Genomic DNA, 14,728 nt, shown 5'->3' on the forward strand with positions numbered 1-14,728 from the left:
TATTATTGACTAGAGTCATGCTCCCCCAGCTACGCCCTGGATGAGGCGGTGGTGGACTACTATTACCGGGCAGCTCACCAAGCGGGGGCTCAATTTGCCCCCCGTTCTTTTCTCACCGGCAAGCTCAACTTGCCCATCGAAGACGACTTTCGCGTGGTGACCAAGCCCATGGTTCTGGTCTGGGGAGAACAGAACCGCCTCACCGGCCCAGAACAGGCAGAGCGATATCGCACCTTGCGCCCGGAGGTGCCGATATACCGGTTGCCAGGAGCTGCTTTTCCGCACATTGAAGCGCCGCAGACCTTTTTGTCGGTGGCTTTGCGCTTCTTGGCCGAAGCCGATCCTGCCCTGCCGGGATAGACAGATGGGGGATCCCTTTGCCCCTTGGCAGAAAAAAGTGGGAGATTGGCGCAAGAAGCAGCCCTAGCGCCAGGGGTAAGGGCCGTGCTCTCGGTTGACGTGACCATCCCGAGCGCAGAGGGGAGTTGGTACGAGTCCGGCAACTCAAGTGGGCTCCCCGGCCTTATCTTCCCAGGGATCACCATCCACAGGAGTGGAGCTGGAAGGAGGAGGGGCAGGCTCAGAAGGAGGGGCCTCTTCTTTGGCATACTCCTGTTCCCAAGCCGGTTGTTCGGGGGCGGGTGCGGGCTCAGGCGGGCGTGGACGCACAGGCTGCGGCTCAGGTTCAGGCTCTTCTTCTGCGTAAACGTCTTCTTCTTCGGCTTCGTATTCCTCGTCGTATTCTTCTTCGTAATCTTCCTCGACGGCGGAATTCTCGACAGCACTGGGCAGGGCAGGAGCCGGGCTAACTCCGGCTTCCCAAGGGGGCTTGCCGATTCCCAGGGTTTCCAAAATCCCCTTGGCCAGTTGGGTTAGGCGGGTCTCAGCGCCATCGGCAACAATAAGGCGATCCCCGCCCACAGAGACAATCTCATCGGTGGAGAGCAGATAGGTGCTGAGGATAAAGCCAGGTAAAAAGGTGAGGCCAAGGTTGGAGAGCACCAAGCCTGTGATGATGCCGGAGACGGAGTTGAACTCAAAATCTTTAACTTTGCCAAGGCGGATCCCTTCTTCGGTTACCACCTCGCTGCCAACCACGCGACTCAGGCCCTCCAAATCCAAGTTATCGAAAACTTCTTCGCTGGGGACAAGAACTGCATCCTGACCCAACGCTGTTACTTGCCGCAGCTCCATCAAACGGGGGGATCCGGCAAGGGCTTTTTCCAGCACCCCCAGCACCAGAACCTGCTTGGCTTCCAGATCCGCCCAAACTTCGCTGACTACCCCAAGCCGGGCTGCGTTGCCCTGGCTGATCACCTGCGTTCCCAGAACCTGTGACCGCCGACGAACCTCTGATCGCACCAGCGCAACAGATCCTTTCCCAGTCGTCATGATGGTTTCCCCGTCGTAAGTCAAAACGTTCCCGTTGTTGGGCTGCGTGTCTGACACAGTTCGCCAGAATTAAGTAAGTTAATAGTACCACTGCCTGTCTCCTCCCTCGCGGGCTGCCCAGGTGGGATCCCGGCCAATCTGCCTGCTCCAGGCCAGAAACTGCTCTGCCATCGCGCCCAGGGAATAGTGCTCTTCTGCCCGTTGCCGACAGCGGCTCCTGTCGATGTGATCTAGGCGCTCTACAGCCTCTGCCAAAGCTGCCACGTTGTCCGGCTCGACGACCCAGCCGGTTTCTCCATCGCTGACAATTTCCGCCGGCCCGCCCCGACGGTAAGTGATCACCGGCACGCCACAGGCCAAAGCTTCCACCGCCACCAAGCCAAAGGCCTCCACCCACTTGGGGGTCATGACCAAGGCCGAGCATTGCCCCAAGATCCGCTGCATTTGCGGGGTGGGCAAAAACCCTCGGTAATCCAGTTGGGCATGTGGGTACTGCTCTTGGATCTGCTGCCAGTAGCCTGGCTCTTGCAGGTGGCCCAGGATCACCACCGGCCTTCCCGTCTTCTCGGCTAGGGCAGCACAGTCTTCCAGGCCCTTTTCGGAGGCAATGCGCCCAATCCAACACAGGGATCCATTCCCCTGGGGCACAAAGTCGTAGAGGCGCAGATCCACCCCGCAGGGCAGATAGACAAAGGGATCCCGACCTGCCGCCATCTCGGCTCGGGCAAAGGCAAAGGTCTGGGCTTGCGCCCGCGAATGCACCGCCAGCCGACCAGGATAGCGATGGGCAATGTGCTCTAGAGCCTGATCGACGGCATCGCTGAGGGATCCCATGCTAACAATGTGGGCCACCGGGGTGCGGAAAAAATCCGTCAAATAAAACGAGAGCCAATCGTAGCTCCAGTTCACGATTAGATCGAACTGATCTTGCAGGTGGGCAGCCCGCTGCCACAGGTTGGCCAGCAGAGAGGGGGTGTGGATCAGAACCGGCTGATCGCGGCGCTGGGTTTGCGCATAGGCCGGGGGAAGGCCCGCCACCGGCTCGATCACCTCCTCCGGCAACTCCGCCATTCGGGATCCCACAGGGGCCAACACCCGCACTTGGGATCCCATCTGGAGTAAGACACGCGTCAGGTTGGCAAGATTGAGCTCCACACCACCACCGGCCCCGGATCCCAGAGGTCCAACAGGGGTGGAGAGGAACAGATAGCGGTAGGGACGAGCCATAGGGAGAGCCTCGGTAGCTCAGCCCATTGTCTTCTCAATCCGGATACCCGACTCCTTTTGCCTGGCCTCAGAGCCCACAGCCTGCCCAGAACTTTATGAGGCTTTGGCTACAAAAATTTCTCCCTTCTCCACCTTGACCTTGTAGATGGCCAGGTCTGCCTTGGCCGGGCCACGGGTACGGCTGCCATCGGCAGCAAAAGCCGAGCCATGACAGGGGCAGACAAAGTTCTCCCCCCGCCAGTTCACATCACACCCCGCATGGGGACAGGCGGCATCCAAAGCCAGCAGAGAATCTTCTTTTTGCGGATCCCCGACCAGCCAGAGAGTGGCGGTGTTTTTCCCAAAGGCGTTTTCCACCTTGAAGGGGCCATCTTTGAGATCGGCCAGAGTGGCAACTTTCACAAACTCCGGCTCAGAAGCCTTAGAGCCAGAAGCAGTTCCCTGGGCCAGGGCAAAACGGCGCCGGGTAAACCCAGGTAACCAACCCACCAACGAGCCAAAACTGAGAGCCAGCCAGCGAAGAAAACCACGACGATTGTTGTACATGGCTATGTGTCCTTGGAGGTGTGCGAAATGTAGGTCATGAGCCAGCAAAAGACCGGCCCCTTCAGAAGGGATCCCGGTGCAAATGCTGCCCTTAACATCTTGTTACACCAGAACGGTTTCGGCCAGGGCCAAGCCGCACTTTTTCCGGCTAGAGTACGCAGTAGCCCTCTTCGTTGCTTGAGTACCGGGGATGGGCTCTTGCACTGCTGGAGCTTAGGATCGAGAGGTAAACAGCTCAGCAACCGCGCAGGCAAAGCCGGGCAACAGGGGAGAAGACAACGCATCCTGAGCCAACAGCGTTTCTACCAAGACCAACTGGGCCTGTTGTCTGCGATACACCTCTACTCTCTGAGCCAGCCGATCGACGATCCAGTACTCTTGCACCCCATACACAGAGTAGAGTTTCCGTTTTGCCAAGCGGTCTCGATCCTCATGAACTTTTCCAGGTGATAGGACTTCAACCACCAGCTCAGGGGCACCCCGAAAATGTCCTGCTTCATCTTGAATCTGGGACAGCCGCTCATAACTAACCCAAACAACATCGGGAGACACATTATCAAATTCGGAAAAGAGGATCCCTGGCATGATTGAGGGTTCTCCCAATCCTGTTTCTAGCGACCACCGATGCAGTGCGGAGAACAAACACCCGATAATGTGCTGATGTTTGTGATGAGGAGAGCGAGTCACCAGCAGTTCTCCGTCGATGATCTCGTAGCGGATCCATTCATTCTCTGGAAGAGCCTCGATATCCCGAGTGGTCCAGCGTACTTCTGTAGCAGTCATTAGCTATCCCTATAGCAATAAATGGTGCTATGCCCAGGGCACCCTGCTGCTGTACCTACGACACTGGGCCGACAACTGCAACGCTGTCGCAACAGCGGGAACCGCACTTGGCGTAGCCAAATCTTAACCCAGGATCCCGTTCACAGAAGCGGGACGGAGTCCTCCCTCTCTAACCACGACGGCTCAATGGATAGAGGTTCTCTAGAGCTGGACTATTGGCTGCGCTATCGTGTGGGGCTAGTTGGGATAGATGCGCAAGCGGCGGTTGGGCTCTTCGCCAAAGCTTTGGGCCCGCAGGTGGTAATGTTCCACCAACTGGTGTTGGAGCTTGCGGATCAGAGGCGAACGGGGCAAAAGTTCCACCGGCTGAGACTTGGGAATGACAATTTGCTCCACCGCCAGGCGGGCTTCTTCCAGAGCTTCGGTTTCATCGCCTGAGCTGGCGCGAATGAACAGCTCCAGGTCGGAATCGGATCCCTCTTCGCTTTCAATGTTGAGAATATGGCGCAGGGCGCGAGCCAGGGCAATCAGAGTATTGGCCTTGACGGTGTGAATCGGGATCTGGCGGGAGTGGGCCATCTGCTGGATCTTGGAACGGCTACGCACTTGGGATCGCAAGGCCAAGACAATGTCCGCCCCATCCAGGTCTTTGGTGACATCCGCCGGCAGTTTCAGGGTTTGGATCACCTGCTCCAGGTAGAAGCGGCTCACTCCGTAGGGGTAGATCATCAGCGGCCCATCCGGATTCTGCTGCCGTCCTGTCGGGGCTAGGGCGGATCCCTCCCAGTCCAAATCTTCTTCTTCGTCAGAGCCGGATTCCGCTTTGGATTCGGCCACCACCTGAGGGGCAGGACGGGATCCCGCCGGCGTTAACGGGACAGAGTCCTCTTGCCTATCCAGGAGCAAACCCGATGCTCCTCCCTGCGGCGAGCGACTCTCAAGCGGTTCTGAGGGCAGAGCTTCCATCCGTCCAGAGCGTTGCCATCCTCCCCGCTCCCGTGCTGCGGAGATTGTGCTGCCGGCAGGGGGCCATTGGGGGCCAGATAGAGCCGGGCGCCCGTTTGCGCCAGCGGTGCTCCGCACTATCACCACCTGGCCGTGTTCGTCTAAACTGCGGGTTTGGGTCAGCGGCTCGCGGTTGCGCAAGAGACGATCCACAGTGGCGGCCACATCTTCGTGGATGACCCAGCGGGATCGCTCCAGCATCTCTATGGCAATCTCAAACGTAGGGGGAGCTTTGCGCTCCAACACACTCTTTTGAGAGCCGCGCCGCCGCGCCTCTTCATCTCCCAGGGTGACCGATTGGATCCCGCCCACCAAGTCTGAGAGGGTGGGATTTTTGATCAGGTTGTCGATGCGGTTGCCATGGGCAGTGGCCACCAGTTGTACCCCCCGCTCGGCAATGGTACGAGAGGCCAAGGCTTCCAGTTCGGTGCCGATCTCGTCGATGACCACCACTTCGGGCATGTGGTTCTCCACCGCCTCGATCATCACCTTGTGCTGCAGCTCTGGGCTGGCCACCTGCATCCGTCTGGCCCGGCCAATGCCCGGGTGGGGCACGTCTCCATCGCCGGCGATCTCGTTGGAAGTGTCGATAATGACCACTCGTTTGCCCAGCTCATCGGCCAGCACACGGGCAATCTCCCGCAAGGCCGTGGTTTTACCCACCCCCGGTCGGCCCAGCAACAGCATAGAGCGCCCCTGTTCCACCAGGTCGCGGATCATGCTGATCACGCCGATAACGCAGCGACCCACCCGACAGGTAAGGCCAATGATTGTGCCTTGGCGGTTGCGAATGGCACTGATCCGGTGCAGGGTAGAGGCAATGCCTGCGCGGTTGTCACTGCTGAACTCTCCAACCCGGCTGATCACCTGATCCAAGTCGGCCCGGGTGATCACGTCTTCTGAAAGGTAATCGGCAAAGCCGGGGAAGCGGGCTTCGGGGCGGCGACCCAAATCCAGCACCACCTCCACCAACCGATCCAAGTGGGGATGCTGTTCTAGGCGCTCACGAATCGGAGCAGGCAGGATATCCAAAAGCTTACTCAGGTCGTCGCTGTATTGAACCTGGCCGGGAAAAGAGTGCTCCGCGCCGCTGACGCAAGCGGTGCGTTCAGCACTTTCCGGATCCACTGACGGACTTGGGGTTGAGGGCTGTACGGGGAAACTCATGGCTGAGCAACGTCGTTAAACGCGGGAAAAACAGGTTTGCTGATCAGCGATGGAAAGGGCTCTGCACCGCTGACGGGAACGCCGCTTTACTTGCTGCACCAACTGCTTGGCCAACGGGATCCCTGCCACCAATCCAGGATTCCATCCTGACTCCGATGAGCTGTGGGCTGGCTCTTCCAGATAGGCTGACACCAACTGTCGCGCGTAGCTGCCGAAGGCTACCCCCGCCACCGGCCACCGGGGATCCAACAGCGGCACCGTTTGGGCATTGGTTCCTCCCGCCAATTGCACATAGCCTGGCAGGCCCATATTCAGTACCTTCTCGGCCAACTTTAGGGCAGCTTTGCCGGTGCCAGCTCCAATATCCCCACTCATAGGCCGGCCATCCACCTGCCAGATCAACACCTCCGGCAAGGGATCCATGAGGGCCAGCAGATCCCTCAAATAAGCCTCTAGGCCCGGGCCATCGTTAAAGCTAATCGAGATGGCCTGGAGCTGAGGTAGCCAGGGCTTCAGGGATCCCCACAATTGCTCGAATGACCTCTGGCGACCAATGCAGGTGTGGATCTCCACCGCCTGAATGCCCAGCTCGACCAAAGGCGGCAAAACTTCTGACAGAGCCACTTGGTAGCCGAAGGTAGCAATGCGCCGGTGGGGGCAAACCGGCTCGCAGCGCCCACAGCCGTAGCACAGCTCTGTCTGGATGTGGACTTGAGCAGGAAGGGCTGCCTGGGTCAAAGCATGAGGGGGACAAACTGCCAGACAAGGCTGAGGACAGTCGGCAGGACAGACGGGAGCCGTCAGCACCGCCTTGCGGAAATGGACGTCTTCGCCGTCATTGACGCTGACCATCAACCAAGGGAACCCCGCCTGGGGATCTTCGGCTTGTGCCCGTTGGATCCCTTCTTGAGCGGCCCGCACAATGGCCGGATCGGCAGCAACATCAATGCAATCTGCCCCGGCCAGCGTGTAAAGGAAAGCCAGCTCCCGAACCGAGGGCAAGTGGTGGAAACTTGCGCCGCAGATCAGCTTAAACCAAGTACCCTGTTGCAGCGAGGCGGTTGGCAAGGTCACAGGCACGAGAAACCGCTAGCAGGATGGGGATCTGAGCCGCAGGCCATCTACTTGAGATGGTAGCAAAGAAATTTCCAGGATCCTGAAGAGAGGTTCAGGCGCTCTGCAGAGGTTGCCAACGAATTGACCGTTCTCGGCCCAGTTCCACCACAAACTTCACTCCCTTGTCTTCCCGACTCAGCTTCACCAGGTAGGAGAGTTCCTGTTGGCTGAACACATGCCCTTCGTAAAACCAGAACACCAACCCCTTTGCTTTCGGGGGCAAGGTGGCCCGATACTGCTCGATCAACGCGGGAAAGAAATAGGTGCGCCGCTCCGATTTGCCCAGCGTGGCAGGCCGTACCCCATGAATGCACGTCAAATAGCTGGCCAGATCCCCGATTCCCTTACTGGAGAGGGTGACCACCTCATACCCAGCTCCGCGCAGCCGCCGCAGGTAGTGCCCTTCGGATCCCCCCTCTGGGGTTACAAAGATGGCCAAAGCCCCAGATTGCTCCAGTTGCTGCACAAACTTTGCACCTGAGCCGACCAGCAGCATAGGAAGAACTCCATTACTCGTCTAGGGTTGGACAAGCAGCCCACCTGCGCTCATTGTAACGGGATGGCGCCTGAAGCTGGGGATAGAAGCTGCCAATGGAACCCATAGAATACTGGCTATCTCCCTGTTTTGCAGAAGGGAGCGTAAAGAAGGGTTAAGATACGGGTAACCTGCTTGCAGGTCTCAACCCACAGGTGGCGGACAAAGGCGGATGGATCCCCCTAGTAGGGATGGCCTCCCCGCCACTTACACAGCGACAACAGATGAACCTCATCATGCGACGACGCGAGCTGTTGACCTTGGCGGTGGCCGGGTTGATTACAGCACCCCTCAGCTTAGCAGGAGAGCAAAGAGCAATGGCCCAACAGACTTATCCCTTCACCAAAACCGACGCCGAGTGGCGGCAACTGCTCACCGAAGAGCAATACTATGTGCTGCGCCAAGAGGGCACTGAGCCCCCCTTCCGCAACGCTTACTACGACAACAAAGCTGCGGGCATCTACGTCTGTGCCGGCTGTGGGCAGGAGCTGTTTTCCTCGGCGGCCAAGTACGACAGTGGCACCGGTTGGCCCAGCTTTTGGGAGCCGATTGCTCCCCATGTGATCGGCACCAAGACGGACTGGAAATTGTTTGTGCCCCGCACGGAAGTCCACTGCTCTAACTGCGGTGGGCATCTGGGGCATGTGTTTCGGGATGGCCCCCCACCCACGGGTTTGCGCTACTGCATCAATTCTGCTGCCCTCAAGTTCATCCCAGCCACCACTTAGAAATCCTCTTGGCTCCAGCTAAAACTGAGCCGCCTGTCTGGGTGAGCCTATGTCGGACTACACGTTCCTGGATGCTGCTTCGATTCTGCTGCGGGAGGGCCTGGAAGCTCTCTTGGTGCTGGTGGCACTGCTGGCCCTTATGAGCAAGAGCGGGCAATCGGCTCAGAAGCGCTGGGTGTGGATAGGGGGATCCGCGGGCTTGCTGGCAGCGGTGATGCTCGGTCTGCTGGTGAAGCTGTTTTTCCAGCAGATGCTCACCCACACGCGACAAGAGGTGCTGGAAGGGATCACCGGGCTGGTGGCAGCAGGTTTGTTGTTCTCGGTCAGCCTTTGGTTGCACCGCCGGGCTGCAGTGGCTTCTTGGCAAACCTTTGTGCGGGAACAGGCGCAGGCGGCACTGGCCACGGGTCAGGTTTTTTCCTTGGCTTTTCTGGCCTTTGTGGCGGTGTTTCGCGAGGGGGCGGAAACGGTGCTGTTTTATGTGGGGTTGGCCCCTTCCCTCTCGGCAAAAGATTTTTGGCTGGGGATCGGCCTGGGATCCCTGGTGTTGGTGGCACTGGCGATCTTGCTGCTGCAGGTGGGGCTGAAATTGCCGCTGGGAGTTTTTTTCCGGGGTCTAAGTCTGCTGATTTTCTACTTGGGCTTTAAGTTTTTGGGCAGTGGCCTGCACGCTCTGCAGGTGGCGGACTGGCTGCCCATCACCCCCCTGGTCGGGATCCCAAAGCTGCGCTGGCTGGGCATATATCCCACTTGGCAGACGCTGCTCCCCCAACTGCTGCTGCTGGGAATAGCTTTCGCCTTGTGGGTGGGGCAATGGCTGCGGGCTGATTCTGCTCAGAGGCTTTCTTCGTGAAAAACGCTCTCCACCGGCACTGGGGATCCCATAAGCCATAAGTTTGATGAATCCCTGTCCTGGTTTTGATGGATGGCAATGATGCAGGTCACAATTTCATAGTCGTTTCAGGTTGGGACAAGGCGACCGAGGTACTGGGAAAAGCCTTCTGGCCCTGTGCATCTAACGTTTTAAGTGCGGGTGCAGTGTCCTGGTTTGAATCAAAATGACCCTAAAAAGAAAGCGCTCTGTACGTCGCGCCTGAAACCGCACCCAGTCAAGCCTTCCAGTCCAAGAAAGCAAAGCCTACCGGCAGGGATCCGGCAGGCCGCTGGATTTTGTCGGAGATCCCCAGTAGGAAACCCTGTCGATCGCTACGGAATCGACAGAGAGCATCCACTCTGTGGGGTTCCCGAGAATCAGGTATCGTAGACCCGGCATTCAACAGCATCTGGGTTTTCGGCGCAGTGCTGCTCTAGGCTGCTGGGAGTCCTCGGCTGGTGGCTGCGAGCTGCCAGCACTTCTTCAACCGCATCCCAGGCCGCACGGCAGTGGGGATCCCCTTCGCCGTACTCAGAGCAGACGTTGCGAGCATTTTCCAGCTCTTTGGCGATCACTTCAGACAGTCCCATGTTCTCAAGCTCCTTTAGACTAGATGGGGCCGGTGGCCCGCTGATGTAACCGGCTGACGCAAATCTGCAGGGATCCAGCGTAATCGCGGATCAACAAGTAGAAACCAGCCGATCCAGACGGGGAATAAGTTCAGGATAATGACCTTGTGCCAACCGAATTGATCAACCGGATACATTACCTATTCTAAACAGGGACACCCGGGGGGTGCAGCTACGCTTTCGCGATCTCTTTGGGATCAGGATGCGCAGGGATCCCTCAGGCCCCAAACAGTTGTTCAATCCGTTGCCGCACCTGCTCTGGGGATCCCTGTTGACGCACTTGACCTTCCGAGAGCAAAATCGCCCCGTCTGCCCATTCCAGTTCCGCCAGCCGATGGGTTACCCAAAGGGCGGTGATGCCTTCTTGATCCACCAGTTGCCGGATGCACCGCAGCAAATCCGCCTGGCTGTCGGGATCCAACAGGGCTGTGGGCTCGTCCAAAAGCAGCACCTCGCTGCGCCGGGCCAAAGCCCCTGCCACTGCCACCCGTTGCTTCTGTCCGCCGCTGAGGCCGTGGATGGGCCGACGGATCAGGTGCTTTAATCCGACTTGCTCCAAGGCTGTTTCCACCCGCTGGTGAATTTCCGCCAAGGTCAGAGCCTCTGCTCCCAAGCCAAAGGCCACATCGGCTCCCACCGTGGGCATGAACAGTTGGTGATCCGGGTTTTGAAACACATAGCCCAGCCGACCGCGAATCTCCAGGTGGCCCGAAAGGGGCTGGGGATGGGTCAGGGATCCCGACAACAACTGCAACAGGGTGGACTTACCGCTGCCATTGGGCCCCAACAGCATCCACAACTGGCCCTTGGGAATGACAAAACTGCACGCCTGCAAAACCGGCGGACGTTCCGGCCAAGCAAAGGTCAGGCTCTCCACCCGAATGGCCACCTCAGACATGGGGATCCCTTAGCGGCAGAGAGAAAAGGGCTGTCCTCAGCTTTGCAACTGGGCCAAAAAACCGGGACGGGCTCCCATGGGGCTGGCGCCGCCCGACTTGGAAGTCATTTGCACGCCACATAGCTCACCGGTGAGCAGGAACACCTTTTTGCCGGTGCGGTCGCAGGTCAGCTCCAAACTCTGAGGGGATCCACTCTGCAGAGCATTGACGATGCTTTGGTAGGCCCGGTTGGCCGCTTCTTCCTCTTTTTGATGGACAACAATAGGGGCAGGGTTTCCTTTCAGGAGCAGTTCCAGAGTGTACATGGCTGACCGTTGTGTAGTGGGCCGTGGACAGAAGAGAGGCACCAAGAGGGCCCCGTTCGTGACAGCAGGACGGAGTCCTTTTCCAGTATCGCAGGTTGGGCCAGGATACCGGCAGGCTCAACAAATGACGGGGGAGTTTCTCTCGCCAGATTAGGCCAGGCCGGTGCCGAGAAAAGGCAGCAGGCTAATCAGCAACAGGCCCAACGTGGCCAGGGATCCCGCCAAGAAGGAGAGGGATCGCCCAATGGGAATATCGGCAATGTAGAAAAAGTTGTAGAGCAGCCGCGCCAGCAGAAACACCCCACACAGCACAGCTACCCCTTCATCTCCGCTGAGGCCAAAATACCAGGGATCCGAGTGAGGGCCGGTGATGTAGGCGATCAACGCTGCTGCCGCAAACATCCCAAAGGTCTCAAACCCGTTGGCGTGGGCCCAGGTGGCCCGTTGCCCGTAGGGAGGTAGCCTATCAAACATAGCCCGAGGGGCATGCAGGTCGTAGCCGACGCGGGCACGGGCATAGCCCACCACCCCCATGGGCAGATAGACCAAGAGCATGGCTGCCGCGATGGAGAACAGGGGGATGGCTACGAGAGGAGGATTTGGCAACATAAGATAGGCAAAAGGGCGGTGCACAATGACAGAGGAGAGAAAAGAGCCCAGCTTGGGTGGGAGCTATTGCCGGGAAAATCAACACCAGAACCATTATCCATCTATCGGGCTGTCTATCCAGGCAGATGCTTGCGTCAGGAAATCTTGCGGATTTGCCGGCGGCGCTCCTCATATTCAGCGCGGGTGATCAAGCCCTGTTTCAACAGGCTTTCCAACTGCTGTTCGGGATCCCGGGCTTCTCGCCCTTCCACACTGGTCCACTCCAGCTCGATCAACTCTCGGTTGAATCGAAAATCGAAATCGGCATTGCTCATGGTCAGGATCCACAGCCCTTCCAGCAAACAAAGGGCGCGTACCCCGTAGCTGAGAATCTGCAGCGGGATGGAGGGAACGAACACCATCAGCCCCGCCACCAAGTAGCCCCAGCCCCAGCGTTGGTGCCCCATATAGAAGCGCTGCAACCCTGGAATGAACACCCCCAGCATCGCCAGCCAACCGGCCACCTCTCGGATTAACCGCCGACGATCCTGTGGGGGCATATCAGGGCCCCTGCTCTCGGCCATAGACTGCACCAGCTAGATGTGCCATTAAGCTAGCTCAGTTTTGGCCGCACAGGGCTCAGGAACTTGGATCCAACCTTAGAAGATTTTTGAGCAGCATCCCGCCGCCTATACTTGATGGGGGCGGTTCGGGGAAGGAACATGGCAGAGCGGGAACTATCGGTAGCGATCTTGGCAGCGGGCAAAGGTACCCGGATGCGGTCGCAGTTGCCCAAGGTGCTGCACAAACTGGGATCCCTGTCTTTGATCGAGCGGCTGCTGCGCACGGTGCTAACCTTGAAACCCCACCGCTGTCTGGTGATTGTGGGTTATGAACAGGAGCAGGTGCGCCAAGCCCTGCGGGAGTACCCGGTTGAATTTGTGGAGCAGGCCCAGCAATTGGGCACCGGACACGCCGTTCAGCAACTGTTGCCCGTCCTGGGCGATTTTCAGGGGGATCTGCTGGTGATCAACGGGGATGTGCCCCTGCTGCGGGCGGAAACCCTGCAAGCTTTGGTGGAGCGCCACCGCCAGGTGAACCCAGAGGTAACCTTGCTCTCGGCTCAGGTGGCGGATCCCTATGGCTATGGGCGGGTATTCTGCGATGCCCAACAGCGGGTGCTGGAACTGGTGGAAGAGCGAGACTGCACCCCGGCCCAACGGCAAAATCGCCGCATCAACAGTGGGGTGTATTGTTTCCACTGGCCGGCTCTGGCCCAGGTTTTGCCCCATCTCAACAGCAACAACGCACAGCAGGAGTACTACCTAACGGATGCCGTCAAGCGGGTGGGCAAAGCCATCGCTCTGGATGTTGCCGATCCGCAAGAAATTGTGGGCATCAACGACCGCCGCCAACTGGCCCAGGCGTACCAGATTTTGCAGGATCGCCTCAAGGAAGCCTGGATGGAAGCCGGGGTCACCTTTGTGGATCCCGATAGCAGCAGCCTCGAGGAAACGGTGGAATTGGCCCCCGATGTGGTGATCGAGCCCCAAACCCATCTGCGAGGGGTGTGCCGCATTGGCTCGGGAACCCGCCTGGGGCCGGGCAGTTGGATCGAGTCCAGCGAGATTGGATCTGGGTGTCACATTCTCTACTCGGTGGTCAGCCACAGCCGCATCGGCAACCAGGTTTGGATAGGCCCCTACGCCCACGTGCGCCCCCACAGCCAGATTGGGGATCATTGCCGCATCGGCAACTTTGTGGAAACCAAAAATACCCAGATTGGATCCCACAGCAATGCCGCCCACTTGGCCTACCTGGGAGATGCCAAGCTGGGATCCCAGGTCAACATCGGCGCGGGCACCATCATCGCCAACTACGACGGCCAGCAAAAGCACTTCACCGAAATTGGGGATCGCAGCAAAACAGGCGCCAACTCGGTGTTGGTGGCTCCTTTGCAGGTGGGATCCGATGTCACCATTGCTGCCGGCTCCACCATCCCTGCCCGCTACCCTCTGCCGGATGACTGCTTGGTGATCGCTCGCTCCCGCCCGGTGGTCAAGCCCGGTTGGCGACTTGGGATCCGCTCTTCCCGCCCCCAGGAGCCCCAGCCCATGCCGCCGGGATCCCTCAAGATTTATCCCTTGCGCCTCTTCCCCGGCCAAGATCTCAAGCAGGAACTAGAGCGATTGGCCCGGCAGCAGCCCTTGCAAGCGGGGTTTGTCCTCAGCGCCGTCGGCAGCCTCAGCCAAGCCATCCTGCGCCTGGCCGACCAAATGGGGGATCACCTGCTGTCGGAACGCCTGGAGATCCTGGCCCTGAGTGGATCCCTGTGCCCTGACGGAGTCCATCTCCATCTCACCGTTGCCGATGCCCGAGGCCAAACCTGGGGGGGACACCTGCGCCCCGGCTGCCTCATCTACACCACCGCCGAAATTGTCCTCGCCGATAGCCCGGAGTACCGCTTCTCCCGTCAACCGGATCCGGCCACCGGCTACCTGGAGTTGCACATCCAACCCGTGGCAGGGGATCCCTGCTGGCCGTCCCCACCCCCCCAACCCCAGCAAAACCAGCAGACAAAACCAGAGGCTGACAACAGCAGGCCGAAAAGCCTACAGTAGTCAACATGAGTTACCTAAAGCTAAAGGGGGCTTGTGAGCGCCAAGCCGAAAGCTTCACGGAACTCATGGACGCTTTGCGGTGTGGCGGGCATGTTACTGGGTTTTCGGACGCAACTCATTCTTAACCGCAAGCAAACAACTCTAGCCGCCCAACACGCTGGGGTAGCCCGCCACGCCTATAACTGGGGCTTAGAAGTCTGTCGGCAAGCCCTGGAGAACCAGCAAAAACTTCCCACCGCCATTGACCTGCACAAGCGCCTGGTAGCTGAAGTGAAGCAAGCGCATCCCTGGTACTACCAGGTCTCCAAATGCG

The 14,728-nt window shown here is 58.9% G+C and carries 17 protein-coding genes and 1 pseudogene; 6 read left to right on the plus strand and 12 right to left on the minus strand.

The features are described 5' to 3' along the window. Window positions 1–48 precede the first annotated feature (48 nt). The gene (locus NW818_RS01015) at window positions 49–360 is read left to right on the plus strand and encodes an alpha/beta fold hydrolase (RefSeq protein ID WP_414332241.1); all 312 of its coding nucleotides are present in this window, start codon (window positions 49–51) and stop codon (window positions 358–360) included. A gap of 144 nt (window positions 361–504) precedes the next feature. Here NW818_RS01015 and NW818_RS01020 read toward each other — a convergent pair whose 3' ends face one another. The 7 genes from NW818_RS01020 to ndhN all read right to left on the minus strand — a co-directional run bounded on the left by NW818_RS01020 (window position 505) and on the right by ndhN (window position 7,732). Further along, a complete protein-coding gene (locus NW818_RS01020) occupies window positions 505–1,362 on the minus strand; it encodes a PRC-barrel domain-containing protein (protein ID WP_414423591.1) in 858 nt (285 codons plus the stop codon). Window positions 1,363–1,470: 108 nt separating this feature from the next. After that, window positions 1,471–2,619, minus strand: coding sequence for a glycosyltransferase (locus tag NW818_RS01025; RefSeq protein WP_414423592.1), 1,149 nt, complete (start codon window positions 2,617–2,619; stop codon window positions 1,471–1,473). Between the two features lie 93 nt (window positions 2,620–2,712). Further along, window positions 2,713–3,165, minus strand: a complete 453-nt coding sequence (locus tag NW818_RS01030) for a ubiquinol-cytochrome c reductase iron-sulfur subunit (RefSeq protein ID WP_414423593.1) — start codon at window positions 3,163–3,165, stop codon at window positions 2,713–2,715. Between the two features lie 213 nt (window positions 3,166–3,378). Beyond that, complete coding sequence (locus tag NW818_RS01035) at window positions 3,379–3,948, minus strand: Uma2 family endonuclease (RefSeq protein ID WP_414423594.1); 570 nt, start codon at window positions 3,946–3,948, stop codon at window positions 3,379–3,381. Between the two features lie 237 nt (window positions 3,949–4,185). Further along, a complete protein-coding gene (locus NW818_RS01040; RefSeq protein ID WP_414423595.1) occupies window positions 4,186–6,120 on the minus strand; it encodes a R3H domain-containing nucleic acid-binding protein in 1,935 nt (644 codons plus the stop codon). Window positions 6,121–6,135: 15 nt separating this feature from the next. Continuing rightward, window positions 6,136–7,194, minus strand: coding sequence for an LdpA C-terminal domain-containing domain (locus NW818_RS01045; RefSeq protein WP_414419822.1), 1,059 nt, complete (start codon window positions 7,192–7,194; stop codon window positions 6,136–6,138). A gap of 94 nt (window positions 7,195–7,288) precedes the next feature. Further along, window positions 7,289–7,732: an NAD(P)H-quinone oxidoreductase subunit N gene (gene ndhN, locus NW818_RS01050; protein WP_414417381.1), complete on the minus strand. Its 444-nt coding sequence runs from the start codon at window positions 7,730–7,732 to the stop codon at window positions 7,289–7,291. A gap of 275 nt (window positions 7,733–8,007) precedes the next feature. On the opposite strand from ndhN, the gene msrB reads away from it, so the two are divergent. Both msrB and NW818_RS01060 read left to right on the plus strand, forming a co-directional pair. Beyond that, window positions 8,008–8,499 (plus strand): peptide-methionine (R)-S-oxide reductase MsrB, encoded by a 492-nt coding sequence (msrB, locus tag NW818_RS01055; protein WP_414388022.1) that lies wholly within the window; start codon window positions 8,008–8,010, stop codon window positions 8,497–8,499. A 49-nt stretch (window positions 8,500–8,548) separates the two neighbouring features. After that, window positions 8,549–9,352, plus strand: a complete 804-nt coding sequence (locus NW818_RS01060; RefSeq protein WP_414423596.1) for an FTR1 family iron permease — start codon at window positions 8,549–8,551, stop codon at window positions 9,350–9,352. Window positions 9,353–9,750: 398 nt separating this feature from the next. Here NW818_RS01060 and NW818_RS01065 read toward each other — a convergent pair whose 3' ends face one another. From NW818_RS01065 to NW818_RS01085, 5 genes are all read right to left on the minus strand, one after another. Beyond that, window positions 9,751–9,963, minus strand: coding sequence for a CP12 domain-containing protein (locus NW818_RS01065; RefSeq protein ID WP_011434185.1), 213 nt, complete (start codon window positions 9,961–9,963; stop codon window positions 9,751–9,753). A gap of 256 nt (window positions 9,964–10,219) precedes the next feature. Beyond that, on the minus strand, window positions 10,220–10,900 hold the full coding sequence (locus NW818_RS01070; RefSeq protein WP_414331746.1) for an energy-coupling factor ABC transporter ATP-binding protein: 681 nt from the start codon (window positions 10,898–10,900) through the stop codon (window positions 10,220–10,222). Between the two features lie 36 nt (window positions 10,901–10,936). After that, window positions 10,937–11,206 carry a hypothetical protein gene (locus tag NW818_RS01075; RefSeq protein ID WP_414332008.1) on the minus strand — a complete coding sequence of 90 codons (270 nt, stop codon included), beginning with the start codon at window positions 11,204–11,206 and terminating at the stop codon, window positions 10,937–10,939. Between the two features lie 150 nt (window positions 11,207–11,356). After that, window positions 11,357–11,815, minus strand: a complete 459-nt coding sequence (locus NW818_RS01080; protein WP_011434188.1) for an MAPEG family protein — start codon at window positions 11,813–11,815, stop codon at window positions 11,357–11,359. Between the two features lie 134 nt (window positions 11,816–11,949). After that, complete coding sequence (locus NW818_RS01085) at window positions 11,950–12,378, minus strand: SHOCT domain-containing protein (RefSeq protein ID WP_414423597.1); 429 nt, start codon at window positions 12,376–12,378, stop codon at window positions 11,950–11,952. A 138-nt stretch (window positions 12,379–12,516) separates the two neighbouring features. On the opposite strand from NW818_RS01085, the pseudogene glmU reads away from it, so the two are divergent. The 3 genes and pseudogenes from glmU to NW818_RS01100 form a co-directional block, all read left to right on the plus strand. Beyond that, a pseudogene (glmU, locus tag NW818_RS01090) lies at window positions 12,517–13,866 on the plus strand (bifunctional UDP-N-acetylglucosamine diphosphorylase/glucosamine-1-phosphate N-acetyltransferase GlmU); the annotation flags it as partial. 42 nt (window positions 13,867–13,908) lie between these two features. Further along, the gene (locus NW818_RS01095) at window positions 13,909–14,415 is read left to right on the plus strand and encodes a PPC domain-containing DNA-binding protein (protein ID WP_414355965.1); all 507 of its coding nucleotides are present in this window, start codon (window positions 13,909–13,911) and stop codon (window positions 14,413–14,415) included. A gap of 90 nt (window positions 14,416–14,505) precedes the next feature. Further along, window positions 14,506–14,728, plus strand: a 223-nt coding sequence (locus tag NW818_RS01100; RefSeq protein WP_414423598.1) for a helix-turn-helix domain-containing protein, incomplete at its 3' end; no start/stop codon positions are given.

This window comes from Synechococcus sp. R6-5 (genome assembly GCF_047461775.1).
In the GTDB taxonomy this organism is placed as follows: Bacteria; Cyanobacteriota; Cyanobacteriia; order Thermostichales; family Thermostichaceae; genus Thermostichus.